Source organism: Lentzea sp. NEAU-D7, assembly GCF_026242055.1.
In the GTDB taxonomy this organism is placed as follows: domain Bacteria; phylum Actinomycetota; class Actinomycetes; order Mycobacteriales; family Pseudonocardiaceae; genus Lentzea.
The window spans coordinates 1-26,735 of record NZ_JAPJDL010000020.1; the positions used below are offsets into that span (position 1 = coordinate 1).

The 26,735-nt window shown below is 68.1% G+C and carries 27 protein-coding genes; 16 read left to right on the forward strand and 11 right to left on the reverse strand.

Annotated features, from left to right (window positions below; all coding sequences use genetic code 11):
• Positions 1 to 147: 147 nt before the first annotated feature.
• Positions 148 to 945, reverse strand: a complete 798-nt coding sequence (locus tag ORI60_RS32760) for a (2Fe-2S)-binding protein (protein WP_266041871.1) — start codon at positions 943 to 945, stop codon at positions 148 to 150.
• A gap of 318 nt (positions 946 to 1,263) precedes the next feature.
• Between ORI60_RS32760 and ORI60_RS32765 the strand changes: the two genes are divergently transcribed.
• From ORI60_RS32765 to ORI60_RS32785, 5 genes are all read left to right on the forward strand, one after another.
• Positions 1,264 to 3,825 (forward strand): ATP-dependent Clp protease ATP-binding subunit, encoded by a 2,562-nt coding sequence (locus ORI60_RS32765; protein WP_266041872.1) that lies wholly within the window; start codon positions 1,264 to 1,266, stop codon positions 3,823 to 3,825.
• Between the two features lie 179 nt (positions 3,826 to 4,004).
• Entirely contained in the window at positions 4,005 to 4,661 is a 657-nt protein-coding gene (locus tag ORI60_RS32770; protein WP_266041873.1) for a YbaB/EbfC family nucleoid-associated protein, read from the forward strand.
• Entirely contained in the window at positions 4,658 to 4,978 is a 321-nt protein-coding gene (locus tag ORI60_RS32775; RefSeq protein ID WP_266041874.1) for a WXG100 family type VII secretion target, read from the forward strand. The genes ORI60_RS32770 and ORI60_RS32775 overlap by 4 nt, the downstream gene beginning before the upstream one ends.
• Before the next feature lie 10 nt (positions 4,979 to 4,988).
• On the forward strand, positions 4,989 to 6,149 hold the full coding sequence (locus ORI60_RS32780; RefSeq protein WP_266041875.1) for a WXG100 family type VII secretion target: 1,161 nt from the start codon (positions 4,989 to 4,991) through the stop codon (positions 6,147 to 6,149).
• The gene (locus ORI60_RS32785; RefSeq protein ID WP_266041876.1) at positions 6,149 to 6,964 is read left to right on the forward strand and encodes a hypothetical protein; all 816 of its coding nucleotides are present in this window, start codon (positions 6,149 to 6,151) and stop codon (positions 6,962 to 6,964) included. The genes ORI60_RS32780 and ORI60_RS32785 overlap by 1 nt, the downstream gene beginning before the upstream one ends.
• Position 6,965: 1 nt before the next feature.
• Here the strand turns inward: ORI60_RS32785 and ORI60_RS32790 are convergent, their stop codons facing one another.
• A complete protein-coding gene (locus tag ORI60_RS32790; RefSeq protein ID WP_266041877.1) occupies positions 6,966 to 7,598 on the reverse strand; it encodes a DUF6928 family protein in 633 nt (210 codons plus the stop codon).
• Between the two features lie 95 nt (positions 7,599 to 7,693).
• Between ORI60_RS32790 and ORI60_RS32795 the strand changes: the two genes are divergently transcribed.
• The gene (locus ORI60_RS32795) at positions 7,694 to 8,713 is read left to right on the forward strand and encodes an endonuclease/exonuclease/phosphatase family protein (RefSeq protein ID WP_266041878.1); all 1,020 of its coding nucleotides are present in this window, start codon (positions 7,694 to 7,696) and stop codon (positions 8,711 to 8,713) included.
• Here the strand turns inward: ORI60_RS32795 and ORI60_RS32800 are convergent.
• The 3 genes from ORI60_RS32800 to ORI60_RS32810 are packed head-to-tail and all read right to left on the reverse strand — an operon-like array spanning position 8,685 to position 11,255.
• Positions 8,685 to 9,479, reverse strand: a complete 795-nt coding sequence (locus ORI60_RS32800) for an SIR2 family NAD-dependent protein deacylase (RefSeq protein ID WP_266042041.1) — start codon at positions 9,477 to 9,479, stop codon at positions 8,685 to 8,687. The two genes, ORI60_RS32795 and ORI60_RS32800, sit on opposite strands and share 29 nt — an antisense overlap.
• Positions 9,479 to 9,790: an antibiotic biosynthesis monooxygenase family protein gene (locus ORI60_RS32805; protein WP_266041879.1), complete on the reverse strand. Its 312-nt coding sequence runs from the start codon at positions 9,788 to 9,790 to the stop codon at positions 9,479 to 9,481. The genes ORI60_RS32800 and ORI60_RS32805 overlap by 1 nt, the downstream gene beginning before the upstream one ends.
• Before the next feature lie 10 nt (positions 9,791 to 9,800).
• Complete coding sequence (locus ORI60_RS32810; RefSeq protein WP_266041880.1) at positions 9,801 to 11,255, reverse strand: M1 family metallopeptidase; 1,455 nt, start codon at positions 11,253 to 11,255, stop codon at positions 9,801 to 9,803.
• Between the two features lie 15 nt (positions 11,256 to 11,270).
• On the opposite strand from ORI60_RS32810, the gene ORI60_RS32815 reads away from it, so the two are divergent.
• Complete coding sequence (locus tag ORI60_RS32815; protein WP_416234529.1) at positions 11,271 to 12,017, forward strand: alpha/beta fold hydrolase; 747 nt, start codon at positions 11,271 to 11,273, stop codon at positions 12,015 to 12,017.
• On the opposite strand, the gene ORI60_RS32820 is transcribed toward ORI60_RS32815, so the two are convergent.
• The 3 genes from ORI60_RS32820 to ORI60_RS32830 are packed head-to-tail and all read right to left on the reverse strand — an operon-like array spanning position 11,966 to position 13,944.
• Positions 11,966 to 12,475 (reverse strand): 2'-5' RNA ligase family protein, encoded by a 510-nt coding sequence (locus ORI60_RS32820; protein WP_266041881.1) that lies wholly within the window; start codon positions 12,473 to 12,475, stop codon positions 11,966 to 11,968. The two genes, ORI60_RS32815 and ORI60_RS32820, sit on opposite strands and share 52 nt — an antisense overlap.
• Positions 12,475 to 13,374, reverse strand: a complete 900-nt coding sequence (locus ORI60_RS32825; RefSeq protein WP_266041882.1) for an A/G-specific adenine glycosylase — start codon at positions 13,372 to 13,374, stop codon at positions 12,475 to 12,477. Before ORI60_RS32825 ends, ORI60_RS32820 begins: the two co-directional genes overlap by 1 nt.
• Positions 13,375 to 13,431: 57 nt before the next feature.
• Positions 13,432 to 13,944, reverse strand: a complete 513-nt coding sequence (locus ORI60_RS32830; protein WP_266041883.1) for a beta-class carbonic anhydrase — start codon at positions 13,942 to 13,944, stop codon at positions 13,432 to 13,434.
• Positions 13,945 to 14,097: 153 nt separating this feature from the next.
• Here ORI60_RS32830 and ORI60_RS32835 point away from each other — a divergent pair, with 153 nt between their 5' ends.
• Positions 14,098 to 14,769 (forward strand): hypothetical protein, encoded by a 672-nt coding sequence (locus ORI60_RS32835; RefSeq protein ID WP_266041884.1) that lies wholly within the window; start codon positions 14,098 to 14,100, stop codon positions 14,767 to 14,769.
• Here ORI60_RS32835 and ORI60_RS32840 read toward each other — a convergent pair whose 3' ends face one another.
• Positions 14,770 to 15,873: a LacI family DNA-binding transcriptional regulator gene (locus tag ORI60_RS32840; protein WP_266041885.1), complete on the reverse strand. Its 1,104-nt coding sequence runs from the start codon at positions 15,871 to 15,873 to the stop codon at positions 14,770 to 14,772.
• Positions 15,874 to 15,989: 116 nt separating this feature from the next.
• Positions 15,990 to 17,045 carry a LacI family DNA-binding transcriptional regulator gene (locus tag ORI60_RS32845; RefSeq protein WP_266041886.1) on the reverse strand — a complete coding sequence of 352 codons (1,056 nt, stop codon included), beginning with the start codon at positions 17,043 to 17,045 and terminating at the stop codon, positions 15,990 to 15,992.
• A gap of 222 nt (positions 17,046 to 17,267) precedes the next feature.
• On the opposite strand from ORI60_RS32845, the gene ORI60_RS32850 reads away from it, so the two are divergent.
• The 8 genes from ORI60_RS32850 to ORI60_RS32885 all read left to right on the forward strand — a co-directional run bounded on the left by ORI60_RS32850 (position 17,268) and on the right by ORI60_RS32885 (position 25,172).
• Positions 17,268 to 18,527 carry an extracellular solute-binding protein gene (locus ORI60_RS32850; RefSeq protein WP_266041887.1) on the forward strand — a complete coding sequence of 420 codons (1,260 nt, stop codon included), beginning with the start codon at positions 17,268 to 17,270 and terminating at the stop codon, positions 18,525 to 18,527.
• A gap of 57 nt (positions 18,528 to 18,584) precedes the next feature.
• A complete protein-coding gene (locus ORI60_RS32855) occupies positions 18,585 to 19,502 on the forward strand; it encodes a carbohydrate ABC transporter permease (protein ID WP_266041888.1) in 918 nt (305 codons plus the stop codon).
• Positions 19,502 to 20,398 carry a sugar ABC transporter permease gene (locus tag ORI60_RS32860; protein WP_266041889.1) on the forward strand — a complete coding sequence of 299 codons (897 nt, stop codon included), beginning with the start codon at positions 19,502 to 19,504 and terminating at the stop codon, positions 20,396 to 20,398. Before ORI60_RS32855 ends, ORI60_RS32860 begins: the two co-directional genes overlap by 1 nt.
• A 56-nt stretch (positions 20,399 to 20,454) precedes the next feature.
• Positions 20,455 to 21,273 carry a hypothetical protein gene (locus ORI60_RS32865; RefSeq protein WP_266041890.1) on the forward strand — a complete coding sequence of 273 codons (819 nt, stop codon included), beginning with the start codon at positions 20,455 to 20,457 and terminating at the stop codon, positions 21,271 to 21,273.
• A 194-nt stretch (positions 21,274 to 21,467) separates the two neighbouring features.
• A complete protein-coding gene (locus tag ORI60_RS32870) occupies positions 21,468 to 22,562 on the forward strand; it encodes an ABC transporter ATP-binding protein (protein ID WP_266041891.1) in 1,095 nt (364 codons plus the stop codon).
• A gap of 98 nt (positions 22,563 to 22,660) precedes the next feature.
• Positions 22,661 to 23,572, forward strand: coding sequence for a metal ABC transporter solute-binding protein, Zn/Mn family (locus ORI60_RS32875; RefSeq protein ID WP_266041892.1), 912 nt, complete (start codon positions 22,661 to 22,663; stop codon positions 23,570 to 23,572).
• Positions 23,569 to 24,360, forward strand: coding sequence for a metal ABC transporter ATP-binding protein (locus tag ORI60_RS32880; protein ID WP_266041893.1), 792 nt, complete (start codon positions 23,569 to 23,571; stop codon positions 24,358 to 24,360). Before ORI60_RS32875 ends, ORI60_RS32880 begins: the two co-directional genes overlap by 4 nt.
• On the forward strand, positions 24,357 to 25,172 hold the full coding sequence (locus ORI60_RS32885) for a metal ABC transporter permease (RefSeq protein ID WP_266041894.1): 816 nt from the start codon (positions 24,357 to 24,359) through the stop codon (positions 25,170 to 25,172). Before ORI60_RS32880 ends, ORI60_RS32885 begins: the two co-directional genes overlap by 4 nt.
• Positions 25,173 to 25,203: 31 nt before the next feature.
• Here the strand turns inward: ORI60_RS32885 and ORI60_RS32890 are convergent, their stop codons facing one another.
• Positions 25,204 to 26,562 carry a GGDEF domain-containing protein gene (locus ORI60_RS32890; RefSeq protein WP_266041895.1) on the reverse strand — a complete coding sequence of 453 codons (1,359 nt, stop codon included), beginning with the start codon at positions 26,560 to 26,562 and terminating at the stop codon, positions 25,204 to 25,206.
• Positions 26,563 to 26,735: the final 173 nt, after the last annotated feature.

The following is a 26,735-nucleotide window of genomic DNA, read 5'->3' on the forward strand; positions in this document are numbered from 1 at the left end:
GGGGTGTCAAGCGGACGAAAAGCGTGTCCGCTTGACACCCCTCCTTGCATGCAGCAAGAGCTGTGGCGCGACTCGTGATGGGACCCCACCGCCCAGCCCGTATGGGAAGACGGCTCGCCTTCGGCTTCGCTTGGGGTGGCTGCTCTGTTATTTGCAGGTGCGCGGGCAGGCCGTGCACGGCTCCGCGTTCGGCAGGACGTAGTGGAAGCAGCAGCTGTTGCGCTTGCGCTTCCAGCCCTCGTCGGTGAAGTGCAGGGACGACGCCGCCACGAACGGGTCCAGCTTTTCAGGGAGGATCATCGCCGCGTCGGTCACGCCCGCGTTCTCGTCACCGAACTGGCGGCCTGCCGCCCAGGCGCCGTATTCGAGCATGTCGGTCGCCGCTGCCCAGAGCTGGCGGCGGCCGAAGCGGACCACCTGGCCGAAGGACGCCACGAACTGGGCTGCGTGGGCCGCGTAGCGGGCGCGCAGGACTGCGGCCAGGGCCGCTTCGTTCGCGACCACGGTCGCTGCCGGGTGGTTCGAGGCCGGGTCGTCCGGCAGGCAGGCGAACTCGTCGCACATCAAGGCCGTGCCGTCGGGGTGCGGGCGGCCCGTGGAGTTGATGTGGAACGCCATGTCCGAGGGCTTGAGCGTCGGTACCCGGCGGGCCGTGTGGAAGAGGAGGCCGGCGAGGTAGCCGGGCTGGTGCAGGTACCAGCCCATGATGTAGCCGGCCGTCGCGCGGTCGTCGGATTCGCCGTACTGCTCGACCATCCACTCCGCGAGGTCCTTGCGCCACAGGTCGAACCGGGTGGGCTCCGCCAGCAGGTCCGAGCAGATCGTCCAGTCCTCAGACGGTGTGCCGAAGACGATCTCGGTGCCGGTCTGCAGGCGGGCGATGGATTCGGCCAGTGGCGTGAGCGCACGCGGGTTCTGCTGTGAGACCCTCGCAGGTACGGTCAACGCGCAAGTCCAATCTCATGTGTATGAGGCTTGCCTAACCTTACCTACGACGCTCTTCGTTCGCCTCCCCAGGTGTCCCCGATCACAGGAGTATCGCTCAACGGTCGGTTGTTCGCGTTCAGCGGACATCGCCCGATCTGTGGAATCCGTCGCGTCCGACCTGCGTTGATGCCGATGTCAATGTTCGCCGGACGCGGCTTGCCGCTGATGGGAGCCACAGGCCTCGGGACCGCCCACTACAGTGGAGCCACGGTGCCGCGCTCACCAGGGTAGATCGGTGGAGCCGAGGACCGCCGACGCAGCAGTCAGGGAGTGCGAATGTTCGAAAGGTTCACCGACCGCGCGAGGCGGGTGGTTGTCCTTGCCCAAGAAGAGGCACGGATGCTCAACCACAACTACATCGGCACCGAGCACATCCTCCTGGGTCTGATCCACGAGGGTGAAGGTGTCGCCGCCAAGGCGCTCGAGTCGTTGGGGATTGCGCTGGAGGGCGTCCGCCAGCAGGTCGAAGAGATCATCGGCCAGGGCCAGCAGGCTCCGAGTGGACACATCCCCTTCACCCCCCGTGCGAAGAAGGTCCTGGAGCTCTCGCTGCGCGAGGCGCTTCAGCTCGGCCACAACTACATCGGCACCGAGCACATCCTGCTCGGCCTGATCCGCGAGGGCGAGGGCGTCGCCGCCCAGGTCCTCGTGAAGCTCGGGGCCGACCTGAACAGGGTGCGGCAGCAGGTGCTGCAGCTGCTGTCCGGTTACTCGACGGAGAAGGGCGCGTCGGAGTCGACCGGTCGTGGCGAGGGCACGCCGTCCTCCTCCTTGGTGCTCGACCAGTTCGGGCGCAACCTCACGGCCTCCGCCCGTGAAGGCAAGCTCGACCCGGTGATCGGGCGCGCCAAGGAGATCGAGCGGGTCATGCAGGTGCTGTCCCGCCGCACCAAGAACAACCCGGTCCTCATCGGCGAGCCCGGCGTCGGCAAGACCGCCGTCGTCGAGGGGCTGGCCCAGATGGTCGTCAAGGGCGAGGTGCCCGAGACGCTCAAGGACAAGCAGCTCTACACGCTCGACCTCGGCTCGCTGGTCGCGGGCTCGCGCTACCGCGGTGACTTCGAAGAGCGCCTGAAGAAGGTCCTCAAGGAGATCCGCACGCGCGGCGACATCATCCTGTTCATCGACGAGATCCACACGCTCGTCGGTGCGGGTGCCGCCGAGGGCGCGATCGACGCCGCGTCGATCCTCAAGCCGATGCTGGCTCGTGGTGAGCTGCAGACGATCGGTGCCACCACCCTCGACGAGTACCGCAAGCACGTCGAGAAGGACCCCGCGCTGGAGCGCCGCTTCCAGCCGATCCAGGTGGGCGAGCCGTCGCTCGAGCACACCATCGAGATCCTCAAGGGCCTGCGCGACCGCTACGAGGCGCACCACCGCGTCTCGATCACGGACTCCGCGCTGGTCGCCGCCGCCACGCTGGCCGACCGGTACATCAACGACCGGTTCCTGCCGGACAAGGCGATCGACCTCATCGACGAGGCCGGTGCGCGCATGCGCATCCGCCGGATGACCGCGCCGCCAGACCTGCGCGAGTTCGACGAGAAGATCGCGGACGTGCGTCGCGACAAGGAGTCCGCGATCGACGCGCAGGACTTCGAGCGCGCGGCGAAGCTGCGTGACGCGGAGAAGCAGCTCCTGGGCCAGAAGGCCGAGCGGGAGAAGCAGTGGAAGGACGGTGACCTGGACGTCGTCGCAGAGGTCGACGACGAGCAGATCGCCGAGGTCCTCGCCAACTGGACCGGCATCCCGGTGTTCAAGCTCACCGAGGAGGAGACCACGCGTCTGCTCCGCATGGAGGACGAGCTGCACAAGCGGATCATCGGCCAGGTCGACGCGGTCAAGGCCGTGTCGCAGGCGATCCGCCGCACCCGCGCCGGTCTGAAGGACCCGAAGCGCCCCTCCGGCTCGTTCATCTTCGCCGGCCCGTCCGGTGTCGGTAAGACCGAGCTCTCGAAGGCGCTCGCGAACTTCCTGTTCGGCGAGGACGACGCGCTCATCCAGATCGACATGGGCGAGTTCCACGACCGGTACACCGCGTCGCGGCTCTTCGGTGCCCCTCCCGGTTACGTCGGCTACGAAGAGGGTGGCCAGCTCACCGAGAAGGTGCGCCGCAAGCCGTTCTCCGTCGTGCTCTTCGACGAGATCGAGAAGGCCCACCAGGAGGTCTACAACACGCTGCTCCAGGTGCTGGAAGACGGCCGCCTGACCGACGGTCAGGGCCGGACGGTGGACTTCAAGAACACCGTCATCATCTTCACGTCGAACCTGGGCACGTCGGACATCAGCAAGGCCGTCGGCCTCGGCTTCACCTCGGGTCAGGACACCGCGTCCAACTACGAGCGCATGAAGAACAAGGTCAACGACGAGCTGAAGAAGCACTTCCGGCCCGAGTTCCTCAACCGCATCGACGACATCATCGTCTTCCACCAGCTGACTCAGGACGAGATCATCAAGATGGTGGACCTGATGATCGCCCGCGTCGAGACGCAGCTGAAGAACAAGGACATGGCGATCGAGCTGACCGACAGGGCCAAGTCCCTGCTGGCCAAGCGCGGTTTCGACCCGGTGCTGGGCGCCCGCCCGCTGCGCAGGACGATCCAGCGAGAGATCGAGGACACCCTGTCGGAGAAGATCCTGTTCGGCGAGATCCAGCCGGGCCAGATCATCATCACCGACGTCGAGGGCTGGGACGGCGAGTCGGACCAGCACGACAAGGCGAAGTTCGTGTTCCGCGGCGAGGCCAAGCCGAACCGCGTGCCCGACGCCCCGCCCGTCGACCTCACCGCCACGGCGGCCGCCGAGCCGAAGGACGCTCCGGCGAACGAGACCGACTGATCAAGACAGCACGTGAGAACGGCCCCCAGGCTTCCGGCCTGGGGGCCGTTCTCATGCGCGAGCTGCATCGCTGAACGGATTTGCCGGTTTCGCAGCGTGATGGCGGTTTCGCTGCCACGATTGGCTGGCCACGGCGGTCCTCGTCGTGGCTTTATGGATCTTGTGGGGAGGATGCCCCGGTGTCGGCCGAGTTCGATCAGCTCGTTGCTCAGTTCGAGCGTTTCCAATCGCAGATGCATCGCGTTGACCAGCAGTTCGCCAACATCGGTGAGATGCAGCAGCAGCTGACCGAGATGGAGGCGATCGCCACATCGGCCGACCGCGCGGTGACAGTCGTCGCAGGTCCGTCCGGGACCATCAAGGACATCAGGCTGACCGACCAGGCCATGCGCCGCCCGCCGCACGCACTCGCCGCCGAGCTGATGTCGACGTTGCAGAAGGCGGTAGCGGAAGCGGCACGGCGGCAGGCCGGCATCGTCGAGAGTGCGCTGGGCGACGACATGCACCTCAAGGACCAGGTGCTGGAGACCCAGGCCCAGCTTTTCGGCATGACACCGGACGAGCTGCGCCGTGCGACGGCGGACGAAGCCGTTCCGCTACCCCCCGCGCCTCCGCCCTCGCCGACGCTCCCGCCCCCGAGCCAGATGCGCCCGCCGGCACCTCCCAGTGCGCCGGCACCCCCTCGCCGTCCCGCACCGGAACCCGCCGAGGACTTCTCGGACCAGAACGTGCTTCGCGGCGACTCGTGGGACGCACGATCGGCCAAGCAGGCTCCGCCGTCCCAAAAGGATGACCGCTTCTTGAACCTCTACGACGACGAGGACGGCGGCCGATGAGCGGTTTCGACGTCAACCCGGACGAACTCCGCCAGTTCGCGGGCAAGCTGGACGGCCACCTCAGCCGGGCCGGCGAGATCGCCGGTCTCGTCGCCAAGGCGGACGTTGGTGACAAGTCTTGGGGTGTGGTGGGTTGGTTCACCAAGAGCGAGTACACGCAGAGGCTCGCTGACCTGAAGGACCTGTTCGCCGACATGCAGGCGGGCATGCAATCCGGTGCGGAGAAGTTCCGAGGCACCGCGGACGGCTACGCGGGCCAGGAGGAGGCGTTGAAGAAGATCTTCAACGGCATCCAGGTCGAGATCGACCGGAAGTAGGGCTGCGGGCATGGTGGAACAGAAGATCCCCGCCGGTGGCGTCGAGATCACGGTCGGCGAGAAGACCACCGGCAGGAAGATGGCGGAAGCCACGCCGTTCGTCGGGAACTACCTCAAGACCGCCGAGGCCGCGGGCAAGTTCAGCGACGGCGCAGACGGCTCCGAGGTGACTGGACTGGTCTCGGAGGGAGCGGCGGTGCTCGGCGCTCTCGGGACGTCGGCTTACGGCATCGCGACCGACCCGATCGGCTGGTTGGTGGGACAGGGCCTGAACTTCCTGATCAGCGTGGTGCAGCCGCTGGAGGACGCGATCCACCTCGTCAGCGGTGATGGTCCGGCGTTGCAGCAGGCCGCCGAGAACTTCAACAACATCGCCAAAGGCGTCGCCGACATGAGGGCGAAGTTCGACGAGGACCTGAAGAACGCGGTGCAGACCTGGGGCGGACAGGCGTCCGAGGTGGCAGCCACGAAGCTCGGCGAGTTCGCCAACGGCATCGACGGCGTCGCGGGGCAGGCCGGTGAGCTCGCTCGCATGCTGCAGATCTCGAGCATGATCATGACCATCGTCGAGGACTTCATCAAGGCAATCCTCACCGAGCTGATCACCTGGCTGGTCATGATCTGGATTCCCGCGCTGGCGGCCGCAGTGCCGAGTTTCGGTGCTTCGACCGCCGCCGCGGGAGCTGCCACCGGAGTGCGGGTGGCGACCACGGGCAGTCGGGTCGCTCGCATCGTTGCCAAGCTGCGGCAGTTCCTCGACAAGATCGTGGCTTTTCTGCGGAATCTCGCGGGCAGGTTCAAGAACGTGGGGACGGCGTTCAAGAAGTCCATGGCGGACAAGAAGACGAACGTAGTGCTTGCGGATCTCACCAAGGCGGTCAGCAAGAAGGATCTGGAGAACGGCTTCCCCGGTGTTCCGGTCCCGGCGGTTGCCAAACTGTGGGGTAGTGAAGGTGGCATGCTCGGAGAGCGGGTCGCGAGCGGCTTCCCGAAGGCGATGGGCACGGCAGCCTTCGATGCGGTGCGAGGCCAGTTCGGTGTCGGCAAGGGCACGAATGCGGGCGTTGACAAGCCCATCCGGAACTTCGGCTCCTATCAAAAGAGCAACGAGTACGACGACACCGGCACGGACCACAACAAGCAGCGGATCGAAGGTGACCTGGACCTCTGATGGAGCTCTTCAGACAGTTGCTGCCCAGCATCGGCGTGGTGGCGTTCGCGCTCAGCGTCGTGGCAGTGCGGCGTTGGTGGCAGATCCGCCGCAACCGCAAGGCAGACGCCGACCAAGCCCTCTCGCTGGCACCTCTGGCTGCTGAGCTCGGCGGCGTGGTGGTGGGTGCTGACCGGGCGACCGCGTGGTCGGCGGAGGTGAGGGGGCCGTTGTCGAACCACGTGAGTGGATTCGTCGACAAGATGCTGCAACGGTCGGTGCCCAAGTTCGACCTGGCGTTGGACTTCCCACGCGGGCCTTGGCGCGTGAGGGTGTCGCAGGCGTCGATGAGGCAGCAGAAATCGAGGGGCGTGGGCAGGCTGATCGAGCACCGGTTCGAGGTGGCCACCGCCCGGCTCGCCCCCATGCGGCTCACACGCCGTCAGCACGTCGACTTCCGCGGTAGGCAGGTCGGCCCGGAACACCTCGGCGCCTGGCTGAGCGCCCGGCCTCTGACGGTGGTCAGGAGTGACGGCGAGTGGTTGCCTTTGAGGCTGCCGGTCGGGGTCGACCGCGAGTTCGCCGTGTTCGGCAGCGACCTCTCCAGCACAGCCAGGGCGTTCAACCCGGAGGCGCTGGACTGGCTGCTCGCGCGCCTGGAAGTGCTGCCCCCGCTCGTCGGGATGTTCCTGTCGCTCACGTTCGAGGACGGGGTCGTCTACTGCACGATGCAGGGGCCGGTCGAGGAGGAGGTCGTGGTGCCGATCGTCGACACGATCGTCGGACTGCTCGACCGGATGCCCGACATGCGGCCCAGACACCCGGCGGCGGCCTGAGTCAGCGCGGCGTCACGGCGTAGCCCGCGAGGACGACCTCCTCCAGCTCCGGGTCGTCGTCCTCGTACGCGCCCTCGTAGTTGAAGCCGAACAGCTCGCGCAGGGCGGCCTCGGCCAGGTCGAGCGGGTGGAAGCGGAACGGGTACTCGTCGTCGGAGTCAAGCGACTCCAGGAACTCCGGATCGCCCGCCCGGTACTTCTCCTCGAACGGCAGGGGAGTGCCGACGTCGGCGATCACGCCGCTGTCCGGGGAGAGGCTGTACGCGCGGCGCAGCGTGCCGTCCGGTTCCCAGATGGCGTACGAGAAGAAGTCGACGACGCTGTGCATGGCGTGCAGGTACAGGGTGCGGCCGGCGGCCTCGCGGACGAAGTGCTCCGGCAGGTCGGTGTAGGAGTCGCCAGCGGCGTCCCGCGTGCAGATGATCGACAGGCCGGGGAAGACGCCGGCGTAGACGGTGCCCTCCGGCGGGTTGCCGTAGTGGAGGTTGCCGTCCTCGATCGGGCGGATGTCGTGTGCCGGGTACAGGCGTTCCACGAAGGCCGCCGTGGCCTCGCGGTCGATCTTCGGTGCTGCGCGCAGGACCTTGCTGACGTCGTCGGATGCGTAGAAGAGCATCCAGTCCTTGGCTCCCATCGGGCCCCCCTTCGAGTCGGTTGGGATCAGCATGGCGGAGGGGTCTGACAATTTCGGCGGGCAACGGGACTGGGGCGCTGACCGTCCTTTCGGGTGTGAGCACACCGGAGACCGACGCGCGCTCGGGCACACTGCACGACGTGGTCACCACCGAGGTGAAGCCGCCCCGAAGCGGTTTCGCCACGTTCCTGCTGGTCGTGTGCGCGATGGCGTTCGTCACGGCGGCGCTGGTCAGGCTGCTCGGCATCGACGGCACGCGGTACATGATCGCCACGACGTCGCTGACGCCGTACATCACCGTCCTTGGCCTGCTCATCGGGCTGTTCGCGCTGTTCCGCAAGAGGTGGGTCATCGGGCTGACGATGACCCTGGTCGGGGTCGTGCTGGTCGCGAACGTGGCGCCGCGGGCGTTCTCCGACGCGCGGCCGAACGGGGTGGGGCAGCAGGTCAGGCTGATGACGTCGAACGTGCTCACCGGCATCGCGGACGCGCAGTTCATCGTGCAGGAGGTCAGGAAGCGCAACATCGACATCCTGGCCCTGCAGGAGCTCACGCCGCAGATGGTGGGCGACCTCGACCGGGCCGGTCTCCGGCAGGTGCTGCCCAACCGGGTCTTCCTCGACGAACCGGGCGGGTCGGGCAGCGGCCTCGCCTCCCGGTTCCCGCTCTCGGCGCGCGACCTGACGCCGCCGGGCACGTTGCAGCAGGCCGGGGCGCTCGTCGACCTGCCCGGCAAGGACATCGAGGTCGTCTCGGTACACCCGTTGCCGCCTGTCGTCACCGCCGGACCCGAGGCGTGGCAGCGGGAGCTCGCGGGACTGCCCGCACCCGACTCGACCGGCGCGATCAGGGTGCTCGCCGGCGACTTCAACGCCACGCTCGACCACGTCGGCCTCACGCGGCTGCTGAACAAGGGCTACGTGGACGCGGCCGACCAGGTCGGCAAGGGGTTGATCCACACATGGCCGAGCGCGAGCGGGTTCTGGCCGCCGCCGGTCACCATCGACCACGTGCTGGTGGACTCGAAGGTCCTGGTGGACACCGTGGACGTGTTCGACGTGCCCGGCAGCGACCACCGGGCCGTCGTCACGCAGTTCGTCGTGCCAAGGCTGTGAGGGCCTCCAGCGCGCCCACGGGCAACGACACCCCGCGGCCGTGCCGGATCTCGGGCTCGCGCACGTTGATCCGGATCAGCGCACCGTTCGCCGCGCTGGCCAGCTCGGCCTGACGCCGCACGGTCGGCACGGCGGTGCCGGCACCGATCTCGATCACGACGAGCCCGCGCTGGTTCCTGCGCCACGCCGTCAGCTCGTCGAGCTGCCGCTGGCTGCGGTGCGGCACCCAGCCCCAGTCGCCGAACATCAGGATGTTGGGCCGCGCCAGCCCGCCGCAGAACGGGCACGACGGCAGCTCGCCGGTCGCCCGCATCGTCGCGGGGTCAACGTCCACGTCGAACGAGCACTCCCAGATCTCGTCCGTGCACGGTTCCACGCACTGGGCGTGGTGGATCGACCCGTGGACCTCGGCGACGTCCGCGAACCCCGCCTTCTGGAACTGCCCGTCCACGTTGGACGTGAAAACGCGCGCACCCCACGACCGCAGCACGGCGAAACCCCCGTGCGGCACGGTCGCGCGGTACAGGGCGAGCCGATGGCCGTAGAAACCCCAAGCCAGCGCGGGATCGTCGGCGAAGTGCACGGGGTCGGCGATCTCCTCGAACTTCAGCCCGAGCCGCTCGTAGGGCGGGTACGCGCGCCAGAAGCCCTCGGTGCCGCGGAAGTCGGGAAGACCCGAGTCGACCCCCATGCCGGCACCGGCGCAGACGAGAACGGCGTCCGCACCGGTGATCAGCTCGGCGGCTCTGTCGTAGGCCTCGTCGATCACTGCTTGGGCTTGCTCCCGAGCACGACCTCGAACTCCAGCAGGTCGGCGCCGGAGGCCACGGGCTTGGCCCGCTCGCCCGCGTGCGCCGCGGCACCGGCCTGGCCGTCGCGCCACGCCACGAAGTCCTCGTGCGTCTCCCAGTGCGTGACGACGAAGTAGCGGTCGTCGCCGGACACGGGGCGCAGGAGCTCGAAGCCGAGGAAGCCCGGCTGGTTGTCGACGGCACCGAGGCGGGCGGCGAACCGCTTCTCGAGCTCGGGGCCGTTGCCCTCGGGAACCTTGATCGCGTTGATCTTCACGACTGCCATGCCACCGACTCTAGCGCCGCACTCCGGCAGGCAGCAGGTACTGATCTTCCGGAATGCCCGACTCGCGGAACCACGCCTTGAAGAACCCGTCCAGCGGCTGCCCCGAGGCCTTCTTGAAGTGCTCCTCGAACTCCGGCCAGGAGGCGTTGCCGTCGCGGTGCTCGGCCAGCCACGACTGCAGGGCCTTGAAGAACACGTCGTCACCGACCTGCTTGCGCAGCGCGTGCATGCCCATCAGGCCCTTGTCGTAGACACCGCGGAACTCGTTGCCCTTGCCCATGTCGTAGAGCTTCGGCGCCCAGAACGCCGCCCGGTCGCGCCGCTGCTGGACGTTGTCGCGGTAGCGCTGGTCGAGGTCCGTGCCCTCCTTCTCCAGCCACAGCCACTGCGCGTAGGACGCGAGGCACTCGTTGAGGCAGATGTCCGCCCAGTTCTCGATCGACACCGAGTCGCCGAACCACTGGTGGGCGTTCTCGTGCACGACCGTCTCCAGGTCGGCCCAGGCGGCGTAGATCGGCCGGGTCTGGGTCTCCAGCGAGAACCCGATCTGGTCCGCGACCCAGATGCTGCCCGCCGCGCGCTGCGGGTACGGGCCGAACCTCGTCTCCAGGTACGCGAGGACCTCCGGGCCCTGCGACTGGATCGGCTTCTTGGAGGCGGACGTGCCGGGCGCGTAGGCGTCGACCACCGGCGTGCCGTTGGGCAGCTTCGACCGCACGACCTCGAACTTGTCGATCGCCACCGTGGCCAGGTAGGTCGCGAGCGGCGTCTCCTCGGACCAGGTGAACGTCGTCCAGCCGCCGTCGCGGGTCGCGGGGCCCTCGAGACCGTTCGAGATCGCCGTCCAGCCGTCCGGGACGCGGGCCGCGACCTTCAGTGCCGCCTTGTCGCGCGGGGTGTCGTTGGCCGGGAACCAGGTCGTCGCGGAGTGCGGCTGACCTGCGGCGAAGGCACCACCGGTGGACGAGATCTGCCAGCCGCTGCGGCCCAGCGAGGCGTCGTTGATCGTCGTGGGCTCGCCGCCGTAGGTGACGACGGTGGTGAACGGCTTGCTCTTCGCGAGCGGCGCGGCCGGCGTGATCAACAGCTCGTGGTCGCCCTCCTGCACGAACTTCGCGGGCTGGCCGCCGACCTCCACCTCCCTCACCTCGAGGCCTTCGAGGTCGAGGTTGAAGCGCGAGAGGTCCTGCGACGCGGTCGCGGTGATGGTCGCGACGCCGTCGAGCTTCTTCGACCCGGGGTCGTAGGTGATGGCCAGGTCGTAGAGCGTGACGTCGTAGCCGCTGTTGCCGTCCGTCGGGTAGTACGCGTCGCCCGCGCCCGCCCCTGCCTCCACCGCGGCCTGCGGTGACGTCTCCTGACGCGGCTGCTGCGCGGGGTCGCCGCCCGGCGTTCTGAACACCACGAGCAGACCTGCGACGAGCACGATCAACACGACGGCGATCAGGTACGGGCGGGCCTTCATGCGTTAATCATCCCTGTGTCGGTGGTGGAGTTCGGCGGAACGGGTCAAGGCGTACTGCTCCTGCACGGTCTGATGAGCAGGGCCACCGCCTGGTGGCCCGTCGCGCAGTGGCTGCGGCCGTTCGGGCGCGTCGTCGGGTTCGACCAGCGCGGGCACGGCCGCAACCCGCGGCGGGGACCGTTCCGCACCGAGGACTTCGTCGCCGACGCCGCCGCGGTGATCGAGGACCTCGACCTCGGGCCCGCCGTGGTGATCGGGCACTCCATGGGCGGGCTGCACGCGTGGTGTCTCGCGGCGACCCGACCGGACCTGGTCAGCGCGATTGTGGTCGAGGACTTCGCCCCGGACAACAGGGGCAGGACGATCGACGAGTGGAAGTGGCTCTTCGACGCCTGGCCGGTGCCGTTCCAGTCGCTCGGGCACGTGACGTCGTACTTCGGCTCGCCGCTGTTCGCCGAGTACTTCGAGGAACGCGAGGACGGCTGGCACCTGATCGCCGAGATGGACGACCTCTACGAGATCGCCGGCCACTGGGGCACGCGCGCCTACTGGGACTTCATCGACGCCGTCGAGTGCCCGTCGCTGGTGATCGAGGCGGGCAAGGGCGGCCAGCTACCAGGGCAGATGCAGGAGGCGGCACGGCGTTCCCGCGGCCGGCACCTCTACGTCGAGGAGGCCGGGCACGTCGTGCACGACAGCGCGCCGTGGGTCTACCGGGGTGCTGTGGAGGCCTTCTTGAGCACGTCGATCTCGCCGGTCTGAGTGTCGACGATCGACACCTCGCGGACCTTCGCGCGGATCGGCTCGACCGGGAACACCTTCGCGAACGCGGCCTTCGTCTGCTCGTCGTCGAGGCCTTGGACGAGCGTGCAGTGGGGGATCCAGTTGCCCGGCAGGTAGTACGCGCTGGGGTTCTTGACCTTGCTCGCGAGGACGTCGTGGATCGCCGAGTGGACGGCGAGGAGCTCGGTGTCGACCACCGCGCCGAGCATCAGCACGTTGTCCGTGGTGGAGAACGTGCCGAGCGTGTGCAGCCACAGGTCCGGCATCCAGAGCCGTTCGAGGTCCTCGCGCAGTTCCTTGCGCACCTTGAGGCCGATGGTGCTTGCGGCGGCGTAGGTCAGGTGCGGCCTGTGGGATTGTTCAACACCCAGATCGTTCAACAATCCAACGATCCTGCGTTCGGCCTCCGCGTCGAAGAAGGCGACGAGCGAGTGCATCAGGTCGTCCCCTTGTTGGATTGTTGAACAATCCCTTCACCCGGCAGGTGGAAGAGACCGTCGGCGGATTGTTCAACAAGTCCATCACTCAACAAGGACACAAGGCACTTCTCGCGCTGCGTCACGTCGTTCCAGACGATGTCGAGCTGGATCTTGGGCACCGGTCCGGGCGCGCCCCGCAGCACGTCGAGCAGCCTGCCCCGCACCTGGCGGTCGGTGCCGGCGAACTTCTGCACCTTCTTCTCCGGCCCCGCGTAGGCGGGCCGCCCGGCCAGCTGCCACGCGCACTCGGCGAACAGGGGGCAGTCCGCGCACTTCTGGTTCTTCGCCGTGCAGATCAACGCGCCGAGCTCCATCAGCGCCGCGGAGAACACCGCGGCGTCCTCCTGGCCCTCCGGCAGGATCGCCTCGACGTCGCGGAGATCGCGCTTGGTCGACGGAGGCCCGGCATCCCCGGCCCCGTGCACGGCACGCGCAACGACGCGACGGACGTTCGTGTCCACGACGGCGCACTTCTGCCCGTACGCGAACGTGGCCACCGCGCGAGCCGTGTAGCTGCCGATGCCGGGCAGCGACTCCAGCGTCTCGATGTCCGACGGCACCACGTCGCCGTGGTCGCGCGCGATGGCGGTCGCGGCCTCGTGCAGCCGCATGGCGCGCCGCGGATAGCCGAGCTTGCCCCACATCCGCAGGACTTCACCCTGCGAGGAGGCCGCCATCGCCGAAGGCACGGGCCAGCGCGCCAGCCACTCGTGCCAGATCGGTTCGACGCGGGAGACGGGCGTCTGCTGCAGCATGATCTCGCTGACCAGCACACCCCAGGCGGTGCAGTCGGGACGGCGCCACGGCAGGTCTCGGGCCGCGGTGTCCCACCAGCCCAGCAGCAACTCGTGATTCATCGCCTGCCATTGTCGCGCAACGAAAAGGCCCCCCGGAGGGGGCCCTCACGAAGAGCTTCAGGCGGCCTGCGACTCCGCCGCGTCGACCTCGCGCAGCTCACCGGTGTGCACGTCGTAGACGAACCCGCGGACCTTGTCGGTGTGCGGGATGAACGGGCTGCGCCGCAGCCGCGCCATCGACCCGCGCACGCTCTGCTCGACGACCTTGAACGCCTCGACGGCCCAGGTCGGGCGCAGACCGGTGTCGGCCTCCAGCTCGTCCTTGAAGTCGTCCTCGGTCACCATCTCCAGGCCGCAGTTCGTGTGGTGCACGAGCAGGACCTCGCGCGTGCCCAGCTTGCGCTGGCTCAGCGCGAGCGAGCGGATCGCGTCGTCGGTGACGACACCACCCGCGTTGCGCAGCACGTGCGCCTCACCCTGCTTCAAACCGAAGATCTCGAACACCCGGATGCGCGAGTCCATGCAGGTCAGAATCGCCACCTGCAGGGACGGCTTCGCGGACGAACGGTCTCCGGGAACCACGTTCCCGAGCTCGTAGTTCCGCTTGAGCAGTTCGTCGATCGCGGTCATGTGACACACCTCCATGGCCTACCGGCGGACCCCGCGTCGATTGGAACCGGAGTTAGCGCACGTTCACAAGGGATTTCGCTCAATATCACGTTCACCGGATCGAGCGATGCTCGCCTCCCGCTGGATCAGGCCTGGTCAAGTTACGTTCGGGCCGTGATCGAGCCCACAGGTCCGCTGCCGTCCACGGTGTACTGGCGCCGCCGTCTCGCCGCGATCGGGGCAGCGCTGGTCACACTCCTGCTCGTGATCTGGATCGTCGGGATGTTCGGCTCCGACGCCGAGACCGGGCAGCCCACGAACGCCGCCGCGGCGTCCTCCTCGAACCCGCCGCCGAGCATGTCCGAGAGCCCCGCGGCCGCGTCGTCCTCCTCCACGACCCCGCCGCCCTCGCCGACGGAGACCACACCGCCACCCCCGCCTCCCGGGCCGCCGCAGCCCTGCCCGGACGACGTGATCGGGGTCGTGGCGAAGGCGAACAAGCCCTTCTACACCGTCGGTGACCAGCCGGAACTGTCCATGGACGTCGTCAACACCGGGCCGGTGCCGTGCATCAGGGACATCGGGCGCCAGCACCGCGAGCTGACGGTCCTGACCGCGGACGGCGCGACGGTGCTGTGGTCGAGCAACCACTGCCTCTCGGCGGTGGGCACGGAGACCCGCGTGATGCAGCCGAAGGAGACCTTCAACTACGGCACGAAGTGGGCGGGTTCCACCTCGAAGCCGGGGTGCGGGGCCCACACGAGGGTCGGGCCCGGCGACTACCTGCTGGTGGCGAAGCTGGCCGGGAAGGCCAGCTCACCCACCGTCTTCAGGCTGGAGCGTTGATCACGGTCCGAACCAGCGCTCCTCGGCACCGCCGCGCGGCCCCGCCGACGTCTTGCCGATGATCAGCTCGGTCGCGAGGTTCACCGACCGCGGCCGCGAGCGCTCGTTCGTGTCGAGCAGCAGCTTGCCCGCCGCCCGGCCCTTCTCCAGAACCGGCTGACGAACCGTCGTGAGCCCGGCCTCCTCGCCGGCGCGGATGCCGTCGAACCCGGTCACGGTGATGTCGTGCGGCACGCGCAGGCCGCGGCGGCTCGCCTCGGTCATCGCGCCGAGCGCCAGGACGTCCGAGGTGCAGATCAGGGCGGTGACCTGCGGGTCGCGGTCGAGGACCTGGGCCGCGCCGGACGCGCCGGAGGCCATGTTGTGGTCGAAGCGCTCGACGACGGGCACCTGCGACCAGTCGACGCCGGCCTCGCTGAACGCCTCGGCCAGGCCGGACAGGCGGTTGCGCTGCACGTGGAAGTGGGCGGCGTGCTGGCGGTCCGGCGTCACGAAGCCGTCGTTGCGGTCACGCGCGAGACGCATGCACACGACGCCGATGCGGCGGTGGCCCAGCCCGATCAGGTGCTTCGCGAGCTCGTACATCGCGCCGCGGTCGTCGATGCCGACGCGGTCCACGGTGCCGAGGTCCGGCTGGTCGCAGACGACGGTGGGCACCGGGCGTTCCAGCACGGCGGCGAGGTGCGGGTCGTCGTCCGGCACCGAGTAGACGACGAAGCCGTCGACACCGGCGCGGTGGACGGACGCGACGTCCTCGCGTTCGGGGTTCGCGGGCACCAGCAGCAGGCCGGTGCCGGCGTCCTCGCACGCCAGTGCGAGACCTTCGAGGAAGCCGATGGCCGCCGGGTCGCGGAACGCGTAGGAGAGGTTCTCGGTGAGCAACAGGCCCACCGCCCCGGCTTTGCGCGTGCGCAACGAGCGCGCCACAGGATCCGGACCGGGATAACCCAGCCTTCGGGCCGTGTCCAACACCCGCCGACGCAGCTCGGGCGAGAGCTGGTCGGGCCGGTTGTACGCGTTGGACACCGTTGTCCGGGAAACGCCCAGCTCAGCGGCCAGAGAGGCCAACGTTGCCGGACGTCGCACATGCATCGACCGCGCCATGAAAGGACCGTAACGGTTCAGAACCAATTCGTGAAGTCAGGGTGACCTGCGTCCCTCAAATGACGCATCCGCGCTGGTTGGCCCATCTGCCTTGTTCAGAATTTGGTCCAGACCAATTAGGACAACCGGGCATCTTGTTTCGCGGGCGCAGACGATTCCCTCACGACGAGCCGCGGCCGGAAGACGCGGGTGTAGTTGTCGGTGCTCTGCCTGCGGCGATCCGGGTCCAGTCGCAGCACGAGCTCGTCGATCGCGGCCGCCGCCATCTCCTCGATCGGCTGCGCGAGCGTGGTCAAAGCGGGCGAGGAGTAGGCAGCCAGCGGGATGTCGTCGAACCCGACGACGGACAGCTCCTCGGGTATCGAGATCCCCCTTTGGTGTGCCTCGCGCATGACGCCGAGCGCCATGTGGTCGGAAGAGCAGATCACCGCCGTCGGGCTCACCGTGTCGAGCAGCCGCGCCACGGCCTGACCGCCGCCCTCCGCGCTGAACGGCGCGTGCGAGACGTACTCCGAACCCGCCGGCAGGTGGTCCTCTTCGAGCGCGGCGGCCCAGCCGGCGCGCTTCAGCCGGGACGGCAGCGAACGCGCGGGACCCGAGACGAAGCCGATCCGCCGGTGCCCGAGCTCGATCAGGTGCCTGGTCGCCATGTAGCCCGCGAGCTGCTCGTCGACCGTCACGTCGGGCACGTCCAGCGCGGGCGTGGCACCGTTCAGGAAGACCATGTGGACGCCGTCCGCCAGGAGCTTCGCGTAGTAGCTCGGGCGGGGCGCCTGACCGAGCGGGACCTCGACGTTGGTGATCTCCGGTGACACGAACACCATGCCCTCGACCCCGCGGGCCAGGAGCATCCGCACGTACTCCTCCTCGCCCATGGGGGCGCCGCTGCGGGTGTTGCACAGCAGCGACGAGTAGCCCAGGCGCGCCGCCCGCGTCTCCAGCGCCTCGGCGAACGCGGGGAAGACCGGGTTCGAGAGCTCCGGCACGAGGAGGCCGATCACGCCGGTGCGTTGCAGCGCACCGAGGCCGCGCGGGGTGTACGGCATCTCCGCGAGGACCGACAGCACCCGCTGCCGGGTCTCCTCGTTCACACCTGCGCGCCTGTTGAGAACACGGCTGACGGTCGAGATGGACACCCCGGCTGCCCTCGCGATCTCGGACAGTCCGGACACGTTGCCTCCCAGCTCAGATCAGGTTCGGCGCAAGCCTGCCGCGTTCGGAAAAATTTTGCAACGCGTGTTTGCAAGACGGCGCCGTTACGGCTTGGTTACGGTCCACGTCTTGACCTGACCATGGTTCGGGTAGTGAAATCGCCCGCAACATTCTCGCAAAACCTTGCAAGACCCTCGTCTCACTCGGAGATGAGGCCCCAGCTGGAGGGAACGGCAGCAACGATGCGACGGACAACCCTCGTGACCGCCATGGCGACGGGTGTCGCCCTCGTGCTCACCGCCTGCGGAAGCGGTGGATCGAGCAGCAACAGCGGATCCGACTCGGGCGAAGTGACCTTCTGGGACACCAGTGGTCCCAACGAGAGCCCGGTGTTCAAGAAGATCGCGGAAGGCTGTGCCACCAAGGACGGCTACAAGGTCAAGGTCGAGACGCAGGCCTTCGACGGCGCGCTCAACAACTACAAGACCGCGGCCCAGGGTGGTCAGGGGCCCGACGTCTTCCGCTCCGAGGTCGCGTGGGTGCCGCAGCTCGCGAAGCTGGGCTACGTCGCCGACCTGTCCGACACCGACCTCGCGAAGGACACCTCCGACTTCCTGGAGGCCGCGCTGGGCTCCACGAAGTACGAGGGCAAGACCTACGCGGTGCCGCAGGTGACCGACTCGCTCGCGTTGCTGTACAACAAGAAGAAGCTCGCCGACGCCGGTGTCGAGCCGCCGAAGACGTGGGACGAGCTCAAGGCCGCGGCCGCCAAGCTGGGTGGCGAGAAGTCGTTCTTCCTCAACAACGACGCGTACTACGCGCTGCCGTTCATCTACGGCGAGGGCGGCGACCTGGTCGACGCCTCCGCCAAGAAGATCGTCGTGAACTCCCCGCAGAACGTGAAGGCGCTGGAGACCGCGAAGGGCCTGCTCGACGCGAAGGCCGCCACCACGGCGCTCGACGCGACGAACTCCTACTCGAACATGCAGGCCGCGTTCTCCAGCGGTGAGGCCGCCATGGTCGTCAACGGTCCGTGGGCCGTCGCCGACTACCTCAAGGGCGCCGCGTTCACCGACAAGGCGAACCTCGGCATCGCGCCGGTTCCCGGCCCGTCGGCCGGCAAGGGCAGCGCCCCGGTCGGTGGCCACGACTACGTGATCCGCCAGGGCACCAAGGCGAAGCAGTCGTCCATCAAGTTCATCCAGTGCATGGCTTCGGTCGAGTCGCAGGCGACCATCGCCAAGGAACTGGGCCTGCTGCCGACCCGCAAGTCGGCCTACCAGAACGCCGACGTCAAGGCCAACGAGGTCGTGGCGGCGTTCGAGCCGGTCACCAAGACCGCGCACGAGCGTCCGTGGATCCCCGAGGGCGGCGAGCTGTTCGACCCGCTGAAGGTCGGCTACGCGGACTTCCTGGCCGGCAAGAAGGACGCCAAGACCGCCCTTGACGACGTCGCGAAGGCGTACAAGGAGAAGGTCGTCACCGAGTACTCGATCGGCTGATCGTGTTGAGCGGCCGGGGCCTCACCGCCCCGGCCGCTCGCCGGAAGGAGAGTCTCGGTGCGTCGGTTCCTGGACAGGTACTGGTACGCGTATGCGATGGTGCTGCCGGTCGTGGTGGTCATCGCGGTGTTGGTGCTCTACCCGCTCGCACAGGGCGTGTTCTTCACCTTCACGAACATCAACGAGGGCAACATCGCCAACCCGATCCTCGATCGGCCGGCCACCTACGACGTGGTGGGTTTCAAGAACTACCTCAACGTGCTCTCCGGCGGGGAGTCGTTCGGTGCGTTCTGGAGCACGCTGGTCCGCACGCTGATCTGGACCTTCTCGTGCGTGTTCCTGCACTACACCATCGGTCTCGGCCTGGCGATGCTGCTGAACCGCCAAGTGCGCGGCCGTGCGCTCTACCGCGTGATGCTGATCCTGCCGTGGGCCGTGCCCGCGTTCATCAGCGCGTTCGCGTGGAAGTACATGTTCAACGCGCAGTACGGGATCATCAACCAGCTCCTGCGCTCGGTCGGCCTGCCCGACCCGGTGTGGCTCGGCCAGTCGAACTGGGCGCTGGTCTCGGTGATCATCGTGAACGTCTGGCTCGGCGTTCCGTTCATGATGGTGGCGCTTCTCGGTGGCCTGCAGTCGATTCCGGGTGACCTCTACGAAGCGGCCGAGATGGACGGTGCCACGCCGTGGCAGCGGTTCCGGCACGTCACCCTGCCCGGCCTGCGTTCCGTGTCGTCGACGGTGGTGCTGCTCGGCATCATCTGGACGTTCAACATGTTCCCGGTGATCTACCTGATCGCCGGCCCGAACCCGAACGCCCGGATCCTGGTCACCTACGCGTTCGAGCGGTTCTTCTCCGGCGCGTCCCGCGACTACGCCATCGCGTCGACCTACGGCGTGCTGATCCTTTCGGTGTTGTTGGTGTTCGCCACGATCTACCGGCGAGCGCTGCGCAAGCAGGGCGAGGTGTGGTGATGACGCTCGACGCTTCGTCCCTGAAAGTCGTTCAGGCCACCGGCAACCGGCTGCGCCGGACCGACCGTTCCAAGGGCGCCTCCATCGCCCTGCACGCCACGCTGATCGTCGCGTCGGTCATCGCGGTGTTCCCGGTCTTCTGGGTGTTCATCACCTCGCTGAAGCCGGACGCCCGCGCGGTCGAGCCGACGCCGAAGTTGTTCAACGAGTCCTCCTGGGACAACTACACCCGTGTGCTGTCGGGCGAGAAGGGCGACTTCATCGCCTGGTTCGGCAACTCCGTGGTGATCGCCCTGATGACCACGGTGATCGGCGTCTTCATCTCGGCCACCGCCGGGTACGCGGCCTCGCGGTTCCGGTTCCCCGGCAAGCGCGGCCTGATGATGTCGTTCCTGCTGGTGCAGATGTTCCCGTTCGCGGTGCTGATCGTGCCGCTGTACAACATCCTCATCGCCCTGGGGCTCAACGGAACCTCGCTCGGCCTGGTGCTCGTGTACTGCACGACCGCCGTGCCGTTCTGCACGTACATGCTCAAGGGCTACTTCGACACGGTGCCGTCGGACATCGACGAGGCGGGCCGGGTCGACGGGCTGTCGCCGTTCGGCGTGTTCTGGCGGCTGATCATGCCGCTGGCCAAGCCGGGCCTCGCCGTCACGTCGTTCTACGCGTTCCTCACGGCCTGGGGCGAGGTGGCGTTCGCGTCGGCGTTCCTGTCCGCCGCGGACGAGTCGAAGACGCTGGCCGTGGGGCTGCAGGTGTTCGTGCAGCAGAACAGGACCGAGTGGGGGCACCTCGCCGCCGCGTCCATCCTGGTCGCGATTCCCGCGATCGTCGTGTTCTACCTGGTGCAGCGGTTCCTGGTGCAGGGCCTCGCGTCCGGCGCCGTCAAGGGCTGACCTGGTGACGCCCCGGTCCGGCCACGTCCGGGCCGGGGCCTCACTAGCCTGTTCGGGTGCAATCGCTTTCGTACTGGGAAGCCTGGGGCAGGTGGTGGGCGGGGGACTCCCTCGCCGGCACCACGATGTGGGGCCAGCAGATGCTCTTCTGGGGCAGAACGGGCAAGCTGGTCCAGTTCGCCGGAGGGCTGGTCGCCGTACTGGACATCGTCGGGTCCGACCGCGTCGAGGCCTGGGGCAGACAACTGAAGGAACGCTCGGTCCACACCCACCGCAAGACGTTCGCGGAAAGCCGCCGCCAGCTCTCGAAGACGCTCTGGCAACTCCGCCTCCACGAGAGGAAGAGCAAGCGGTACTCCGACGAGAACCGGCACCTCCACCTGGACCCGCGCAACCCCGGCGACGAGGCCGAGCTCCTGCTGTACACGACCCAGCCCGAGCTGACGCCCGAAACCACCGGCCACTCGCCCTCCGGGGCGGACCTCAGCGAGGACGCGCAACGGGCGAACCGGTACTCGATCTGGGCGTTCCTGCTGCTGGTGGTGGTCGTCTACGGCGGCCTCACCCTGCTCACGTCGTGGGCACTGCTGGAGCACCCCTGGTCGGGGGTCGATCGCCCGTGGTGGGTGGTGCTGGTCGAGGTCGTGGTGCTGATGGCGGTGTGGTTCCCCGCGATCTTCCTGATCACCAGTCTCGGCGGGTGGCTCGCGGTCCTGCTCAACCTGATGTCCAGGGCGTGGCCGATCGTCGCCTACTACCTGTTGGTCAAGCCGACCCTGTTGTTGCTGCGCGGCTCCAACACGGACCGCTCGCTGCGGGTCGTCGGCATCTCGCTGGTCGTCATCGGGTTCTCCTTCGACCTGCTCGCGACCTGAGGCGGTCGGATCCGGAGTGGACGGTCCTGCGGCTGGGCGGCGTGAGATCCGGATCGTCGAGCGGTCCGCCGGTTCATGCCTCTGAACGCAAGCGCTTACGTTGCCCCGTACCGAAACGTAAGCGCTTACGTCTGTTCACGTAAGCGCTTGCAATCCCTAACGTCGCGTCCAGACAAGGGTGAAAGGTGCGTCACATGGCAGAGGTGTCCTACGTCAAGGCGTCGCGGATCTTCTCCGGCAACCCGCCGGTGCGGGCGGTCGACGAGCTCTCCCTCGAGGTGAGCGACGGCGAGTTCCTGGTGCTGGTCGGTCCGTCCGGTTCCGGCAAGTCGACGGCGCTGCGCATGCTCGCGGGTCTGGAGGACATCGACGAGGGCGCCATCCAGATCGGCGGCAAGGACGTCACGAACGTTCCGCCGAAGGGCCGGGACATCGCGATGGTGTTCCAGTCGTACGCGCTGTACCCGCACATGACCGTCGCGGAGAACATGGGCTTCGCGCTCAAGCTGCGCGGTGTGCCGAAGACCGAGATCAAGGCGAAGGTCGAAGAGGCCGCCAAGATGCTCGACCTCACCAAGTACCTGGAGCGCAAGCCGAAGGCGCTCTCCGGTGGTCAGCGCCAGCGCGTCGCCATGGGTCGCGCCATCGTGCGCGAGCCCTCCGTGTTCCTCATGGACGAGCCGCTGTCCAACCTGGACGCCAAGCTGCGCGTCGAGACGCGTGCGAACATCGCCGCCCTCCAGCAGCGCCTCGGCACCACCACGATCTACGTCACGCACGACCAGGTCGAGGCCATGACCATGGGCCACCGCGTCGCGGTGCTCAAGGACGGCCTGCTGCAGCAGTGCGACACGCCTCGCGCGCTGTACGACCGCCCGGCCAACGCGTTCGTCGCGGGCTTCATCGGCTCGCCGGCCATGAACCTCAAGACCGTCCCGATCACGTCGGAGGGTGCCAAGCTCGACGGCATCGTCGTGCCGCTGTCCCGCGACGCGCTCGCCGCCGCCAGCGGGCTGGACGAGGTCACCTTCGGCATCCGTCCCGAGGCGCTCGGCATCGTGCCGTCGACCGACGCGGGCATGGACATGACGGTCGAGCTGGTCGAGGAGCTCGGCGCCGACGCGCTCGTGCACGGTGCGGTGAAGATCGGCGACGCGTCGCAGCGCTTCGTCGTCCGCGTCGACGGCCGCACGCCGCCGACCCTGGGCCAGCACGTCAAGGTGGCCGTCCGCGACACCACCGAGATCCACCTGTTCCACCCCGAGTCGGGCGAGCGCCTGGAGGCGTGAGTCACTTCGAAAAGCCCCCGGCGTGACCGTCGGGGGTTTTTTCGTGTCGTAAACTGAACTCGACAACGGTTTCCATTACCTGATCGAGGGACGGCGTGATGACTCTCCGCAACGCTCTGGTCGGCGCTCTCGCCGTCGCAAGCCTGGCCGCCTGTGGCACGACCACGCCGGCGGCGGACAGCGGCAAGATCCAGGTCGTCGCCTCGACGAACGTGTGGGGCAGTGTCGTCAAGGCCGTCGGCGGCGACGAGATCGAGGTCAAGGCCCTGCTGGACGACCCGTCGGCCGACCCGCACTCCTACGAGAGCAAGCCGGCGGACGCGGCGCTGGTCAAGGACGCCAAGCTCGTCGTGTTCAACGGCGGCGGCTACGACGACTTCTTCGCCAAGCTGATCACCAGCGACACCACCAAGAAGGTCGAGGCCTTCCCGCTGCGCGACAACCACGCGGAGCCGCAGACCGGGGCGCCCGACGCCGACGGTCACGACCACAGCGTGAACGAGCACGTCTGGTACGACCTGCACACCGTGCAGGCGGTGGCCGAGGCCGCGGCGAACGAGCTCGGTGCCCTCGCGCCGGAGAAGAAGACGACGTTCGAGAAGAACACGGCCGACTTCACCGCCAAGCTCGAGGAGCTGGAGAAGAAGGTCGCGGGCATCGGCCAGGGCAAGAAGGTCGCCGCCACCGAGCCCATCGCGCACTACCTGCTCGACGAGTCCGGCGCCGAGGACGTGACGCCCGAGGCGTTCAGCAAGGCCGTCGAGGAGGAGTCGGACGTGCCGGCCGCCGCGCTCGCGGAGATGAACCAGCTGGTCGAGGGCAAGCAGGTCAGCGTGCTGCTGGAGAACACCCAGACCGAGAACCAGGTCACGAAGGCGGTCGTCGAGAAGGCGAAGGCGGCGGGCGTGCCGGTCGTCGCGGTCACCGAGACGCTGCCCGAGGGCGTGACCGGCTACCTTGACTGGATGAGCAAGCAGGTTGACGAGCTTTCGCGGGCGCTCAAGGCATGAGCGCGATCTCGCTGCGCGGGGCCCGGCTGTCCTACGGGGACAGAGTGCTGTGGGACGGGCTCGACCTCGACGTCGAGCCCGGTGAGTTCCTCGCGGTCCTGGGGCCCAACGGCTCCGGCAAGACCAGTCTGATGCGCGTGCTGCTCGGCTTGCAGCCGTTGTCCTCGGGCACGGTCTCGGTCGCCGGCGGCAACCACGCCATCGGGTACATCCCGCAGCAGCGAGCGCTCGACCAGTCCATGACGTTGCGCGGCCGCGATCTCGTCGGGCTGGGCCTCGACGGCCACCGCTGGGGCCTCGGTCTGCGTGGCCGCCGGGAACGCAGGATCCGCGTCGACGCGGCCATCGAGGCCGTGGACGGCACCCGGTACGCGGACTCGCCCGTCGGCGTGCTCTCCGGCGGTGAGCAGCAGCGGTTGCGGGTCGCGCAGGCCCTGGTCGGCGACCCGACCGTGATGCTGTGCGACGAACCGCTGCTGTCGCTGGACCTCGCGAACCAGCGAGTCGTGTCCGAGCTGATCGACAAGCGGCGTCGCGAGTCCGACACCGCGGTCCTCTTCGTGACGCACGAGCTGAATCCCGTGCTGCCGCTCGTCGACCGGGTCCTGTACCTGGTGGGCGGGCGGTTCCGCATCGGTACGCCGGAAGAGGTCATGAACTCCCGCACCTTGTCCGAGCTGTACCGGACGCCGGTCGAGGTCGTGCGGGTGCGCGACCAGATCCTGGTGGTCGGCGCCGGCGCCTGCGAGGAGCAGACGCACCACCTGTCGGCGGAGGCCGCGTCGTGAGCTTTCTCGACCTGCTCGAACTGGACTTCGTGCAGACCGCGCTGATCGCGGCCGCCGTGCTCGGACTGGTCGCCGGCGTGCTGGGCCCGCTCGTCGTGACCCGCAAGATGGCGTTCGCCGTGCACGGCACCAGCGAGCTCGCGTTCACCGGTGGAGCGGCGGCGTTGCTGCTCGGCATCGGCGTCGGGTACGGCGCGCTGGCCGGGTCGATCATCGCCGCGGTGCTGCTCGGTGTGTTGTCGCGCCGCGAGAGCGACCGCGACTCGGTGATCGGCGCGATCCTCGCGTTCGGGCTCGGCATGGGCATCCTGATGCTCGCGCTCTACAAGGGGCGCGCGTCCAACAAGTTCGGCCTGCTGACCGGCCAGATCGTCGGCGTCGACTCGACGGACCTGAACCTGCTGGTGATCTCGTCCGTCGCGGTGCTGGTCGTGCTCGCGGTCATCTACAGGCCGTTGTTCTTCGCCTCGGTGGATCCCGACGTGGCCGTGTCGCGCGGCGTTCCGGTGCGGACGCTGTCGATCGTGTTCGCCGTGCTGGTCGGTGTCGCCACGGCGCTGTCGGTGCAGGTCGTCGGGGCGCTTCTGGTGCTGGCGCTGATGATCACACCTGCTGCTGCCGCCATGCGGGTCACGGCCTCGCCGTTGCGGGCCACTGTGCTTTCCGTGGTCTTTGCCGAGGTTGCCGCTGTTGGCGGGATCTTGTTGTCGTTGCAGCCCGGGTTGCCGGTTTCCGCTTTGGTGACCGCGGTGAGCTTTGTGATCTACCTGGTTTGTCGTGGGGTCGGGGCGGTTCAGCGGCGTTCTGCTTGACGGGTGCTGTTGCTGCGCGGATTGCTCGCTGTCAGGCCGTGCGGGTGGTGATCGGCTTGGTCGCGTCGTCCTGACGGGGGGCGGGCATCAGGCGCGGCGGGATGTCCAGGCCTGCCACTCGGACCTGGTTGCGGCCGTTCTCCTTGGCCTTGTACAGGGCGGCGTCCGCCGAGTGCTGGGCCGTGGCCATGTCGGGGCCGTTGTCCGGGATGACGGCCACGCCGATGGAGGCCGAGATCGCCTGCAGCGACTCGCCTTCCGGTTCCGGGGGCTGGATCTCGCGGCCGTAGAGCGTGACCACGTTGCGGTGCTTGTCGGTCGTCGGGACGGCCAGGGAGCCGATGGCCTCGCGGATGCGTTCGGCGATCGTCACACCCTGCGCCACCGGGGTGTCCTTCAGCGCCACCACGAACTCCTCGCCGCCGTCGCGGCCCGCCACGTCTCCCGGGCGGAGCTTCTCGCGGAGGATTCGGCCCACCTCCGCCAGCACGGCGTTGCCCGCGGGGTGGCCCCAGGTGTCGTTGATGCGCTTGAAGTGGTCCAGGTCGATGACCAGGACGGTCATCGGTTCGCCGTCTAGGCGGCAGCGTTCGGCCAGGCGGCCCGCGTACTCGGCCAGGCCGTTGGTGTTCAGCAGGCCCGTGCGGTAGTCGGTGTGGGCGTCGGCTGCCAGGCGTTGGTGCAGCTGTTCCTGTTCGCGCAGCAGGCGTTCCAGGTGCGTGCGGCGTTCGCCCGCGCGGGACAGCAGGGCGTTCACGAGGATGACCGGGACCGTGAGCAGCAGCGGGCCGACCCAGTGGCTCGTCATCAGCATGCCGAGCATGGCGCCGGCGCCGAGGGTGCTCATCTCGAGCATGTTGTCGACTTTGGAGCCGAGGAAGTCGAGGACCTTCGAGTTCGGGGTCACGATCTTGAACGCGGCCGCGACGGTCATGACCTGGACGAACCAGTAGACGACCGCGGCTATCGCGAGGATCAGGACGAGGCTCAGGTCCGTCGGGACGTTTCCGGTGGCCGCCAGCGAAACACCCGACAGGTGGACCAGTGCCCACGACAGCAGTGTGGAGGCGAGCATGGAGGCGGTGCCGAAGACGAAGCGGTAGGGCTGACGGCGGGCGATCGGCTGGATCAGGATGCGCATCCAGATCGTGGCGATCACGGCCAGGCCGCCCGGGAGTGCCACCGCGGCGGCGAAGGTCCAGACCGAGGTGAGGTCGATGTGGGGGCCTGAGGCCTCGTTGCGGCGTGCCTCTTCGGCTCTGCGCACGACGGTCAGGTGGATGGTGATCGCGGCGATGAGCGCGCCGAAGCGCAGCCAGTCGTCGGTGGAAACGGCGGTGAGCTTCGTCAGGAGCCAGATGGCGGCCACGGCGACAGCCGCTTCGAGCACGAAGAAGTATGCGATCGCACTGGGCGCAACTGTCCAAAGGTCCCAGTTGCGAATCGGAGTCAAGCCGAGTGCCCGCGATCGCCTGCGATCAGTCAAACTGTTCTTCACCACGACCCCCTACGCTCATGGCACTTCATGAGCTAAGCCGCCGCTGACCAGGTCGTAGACCACCA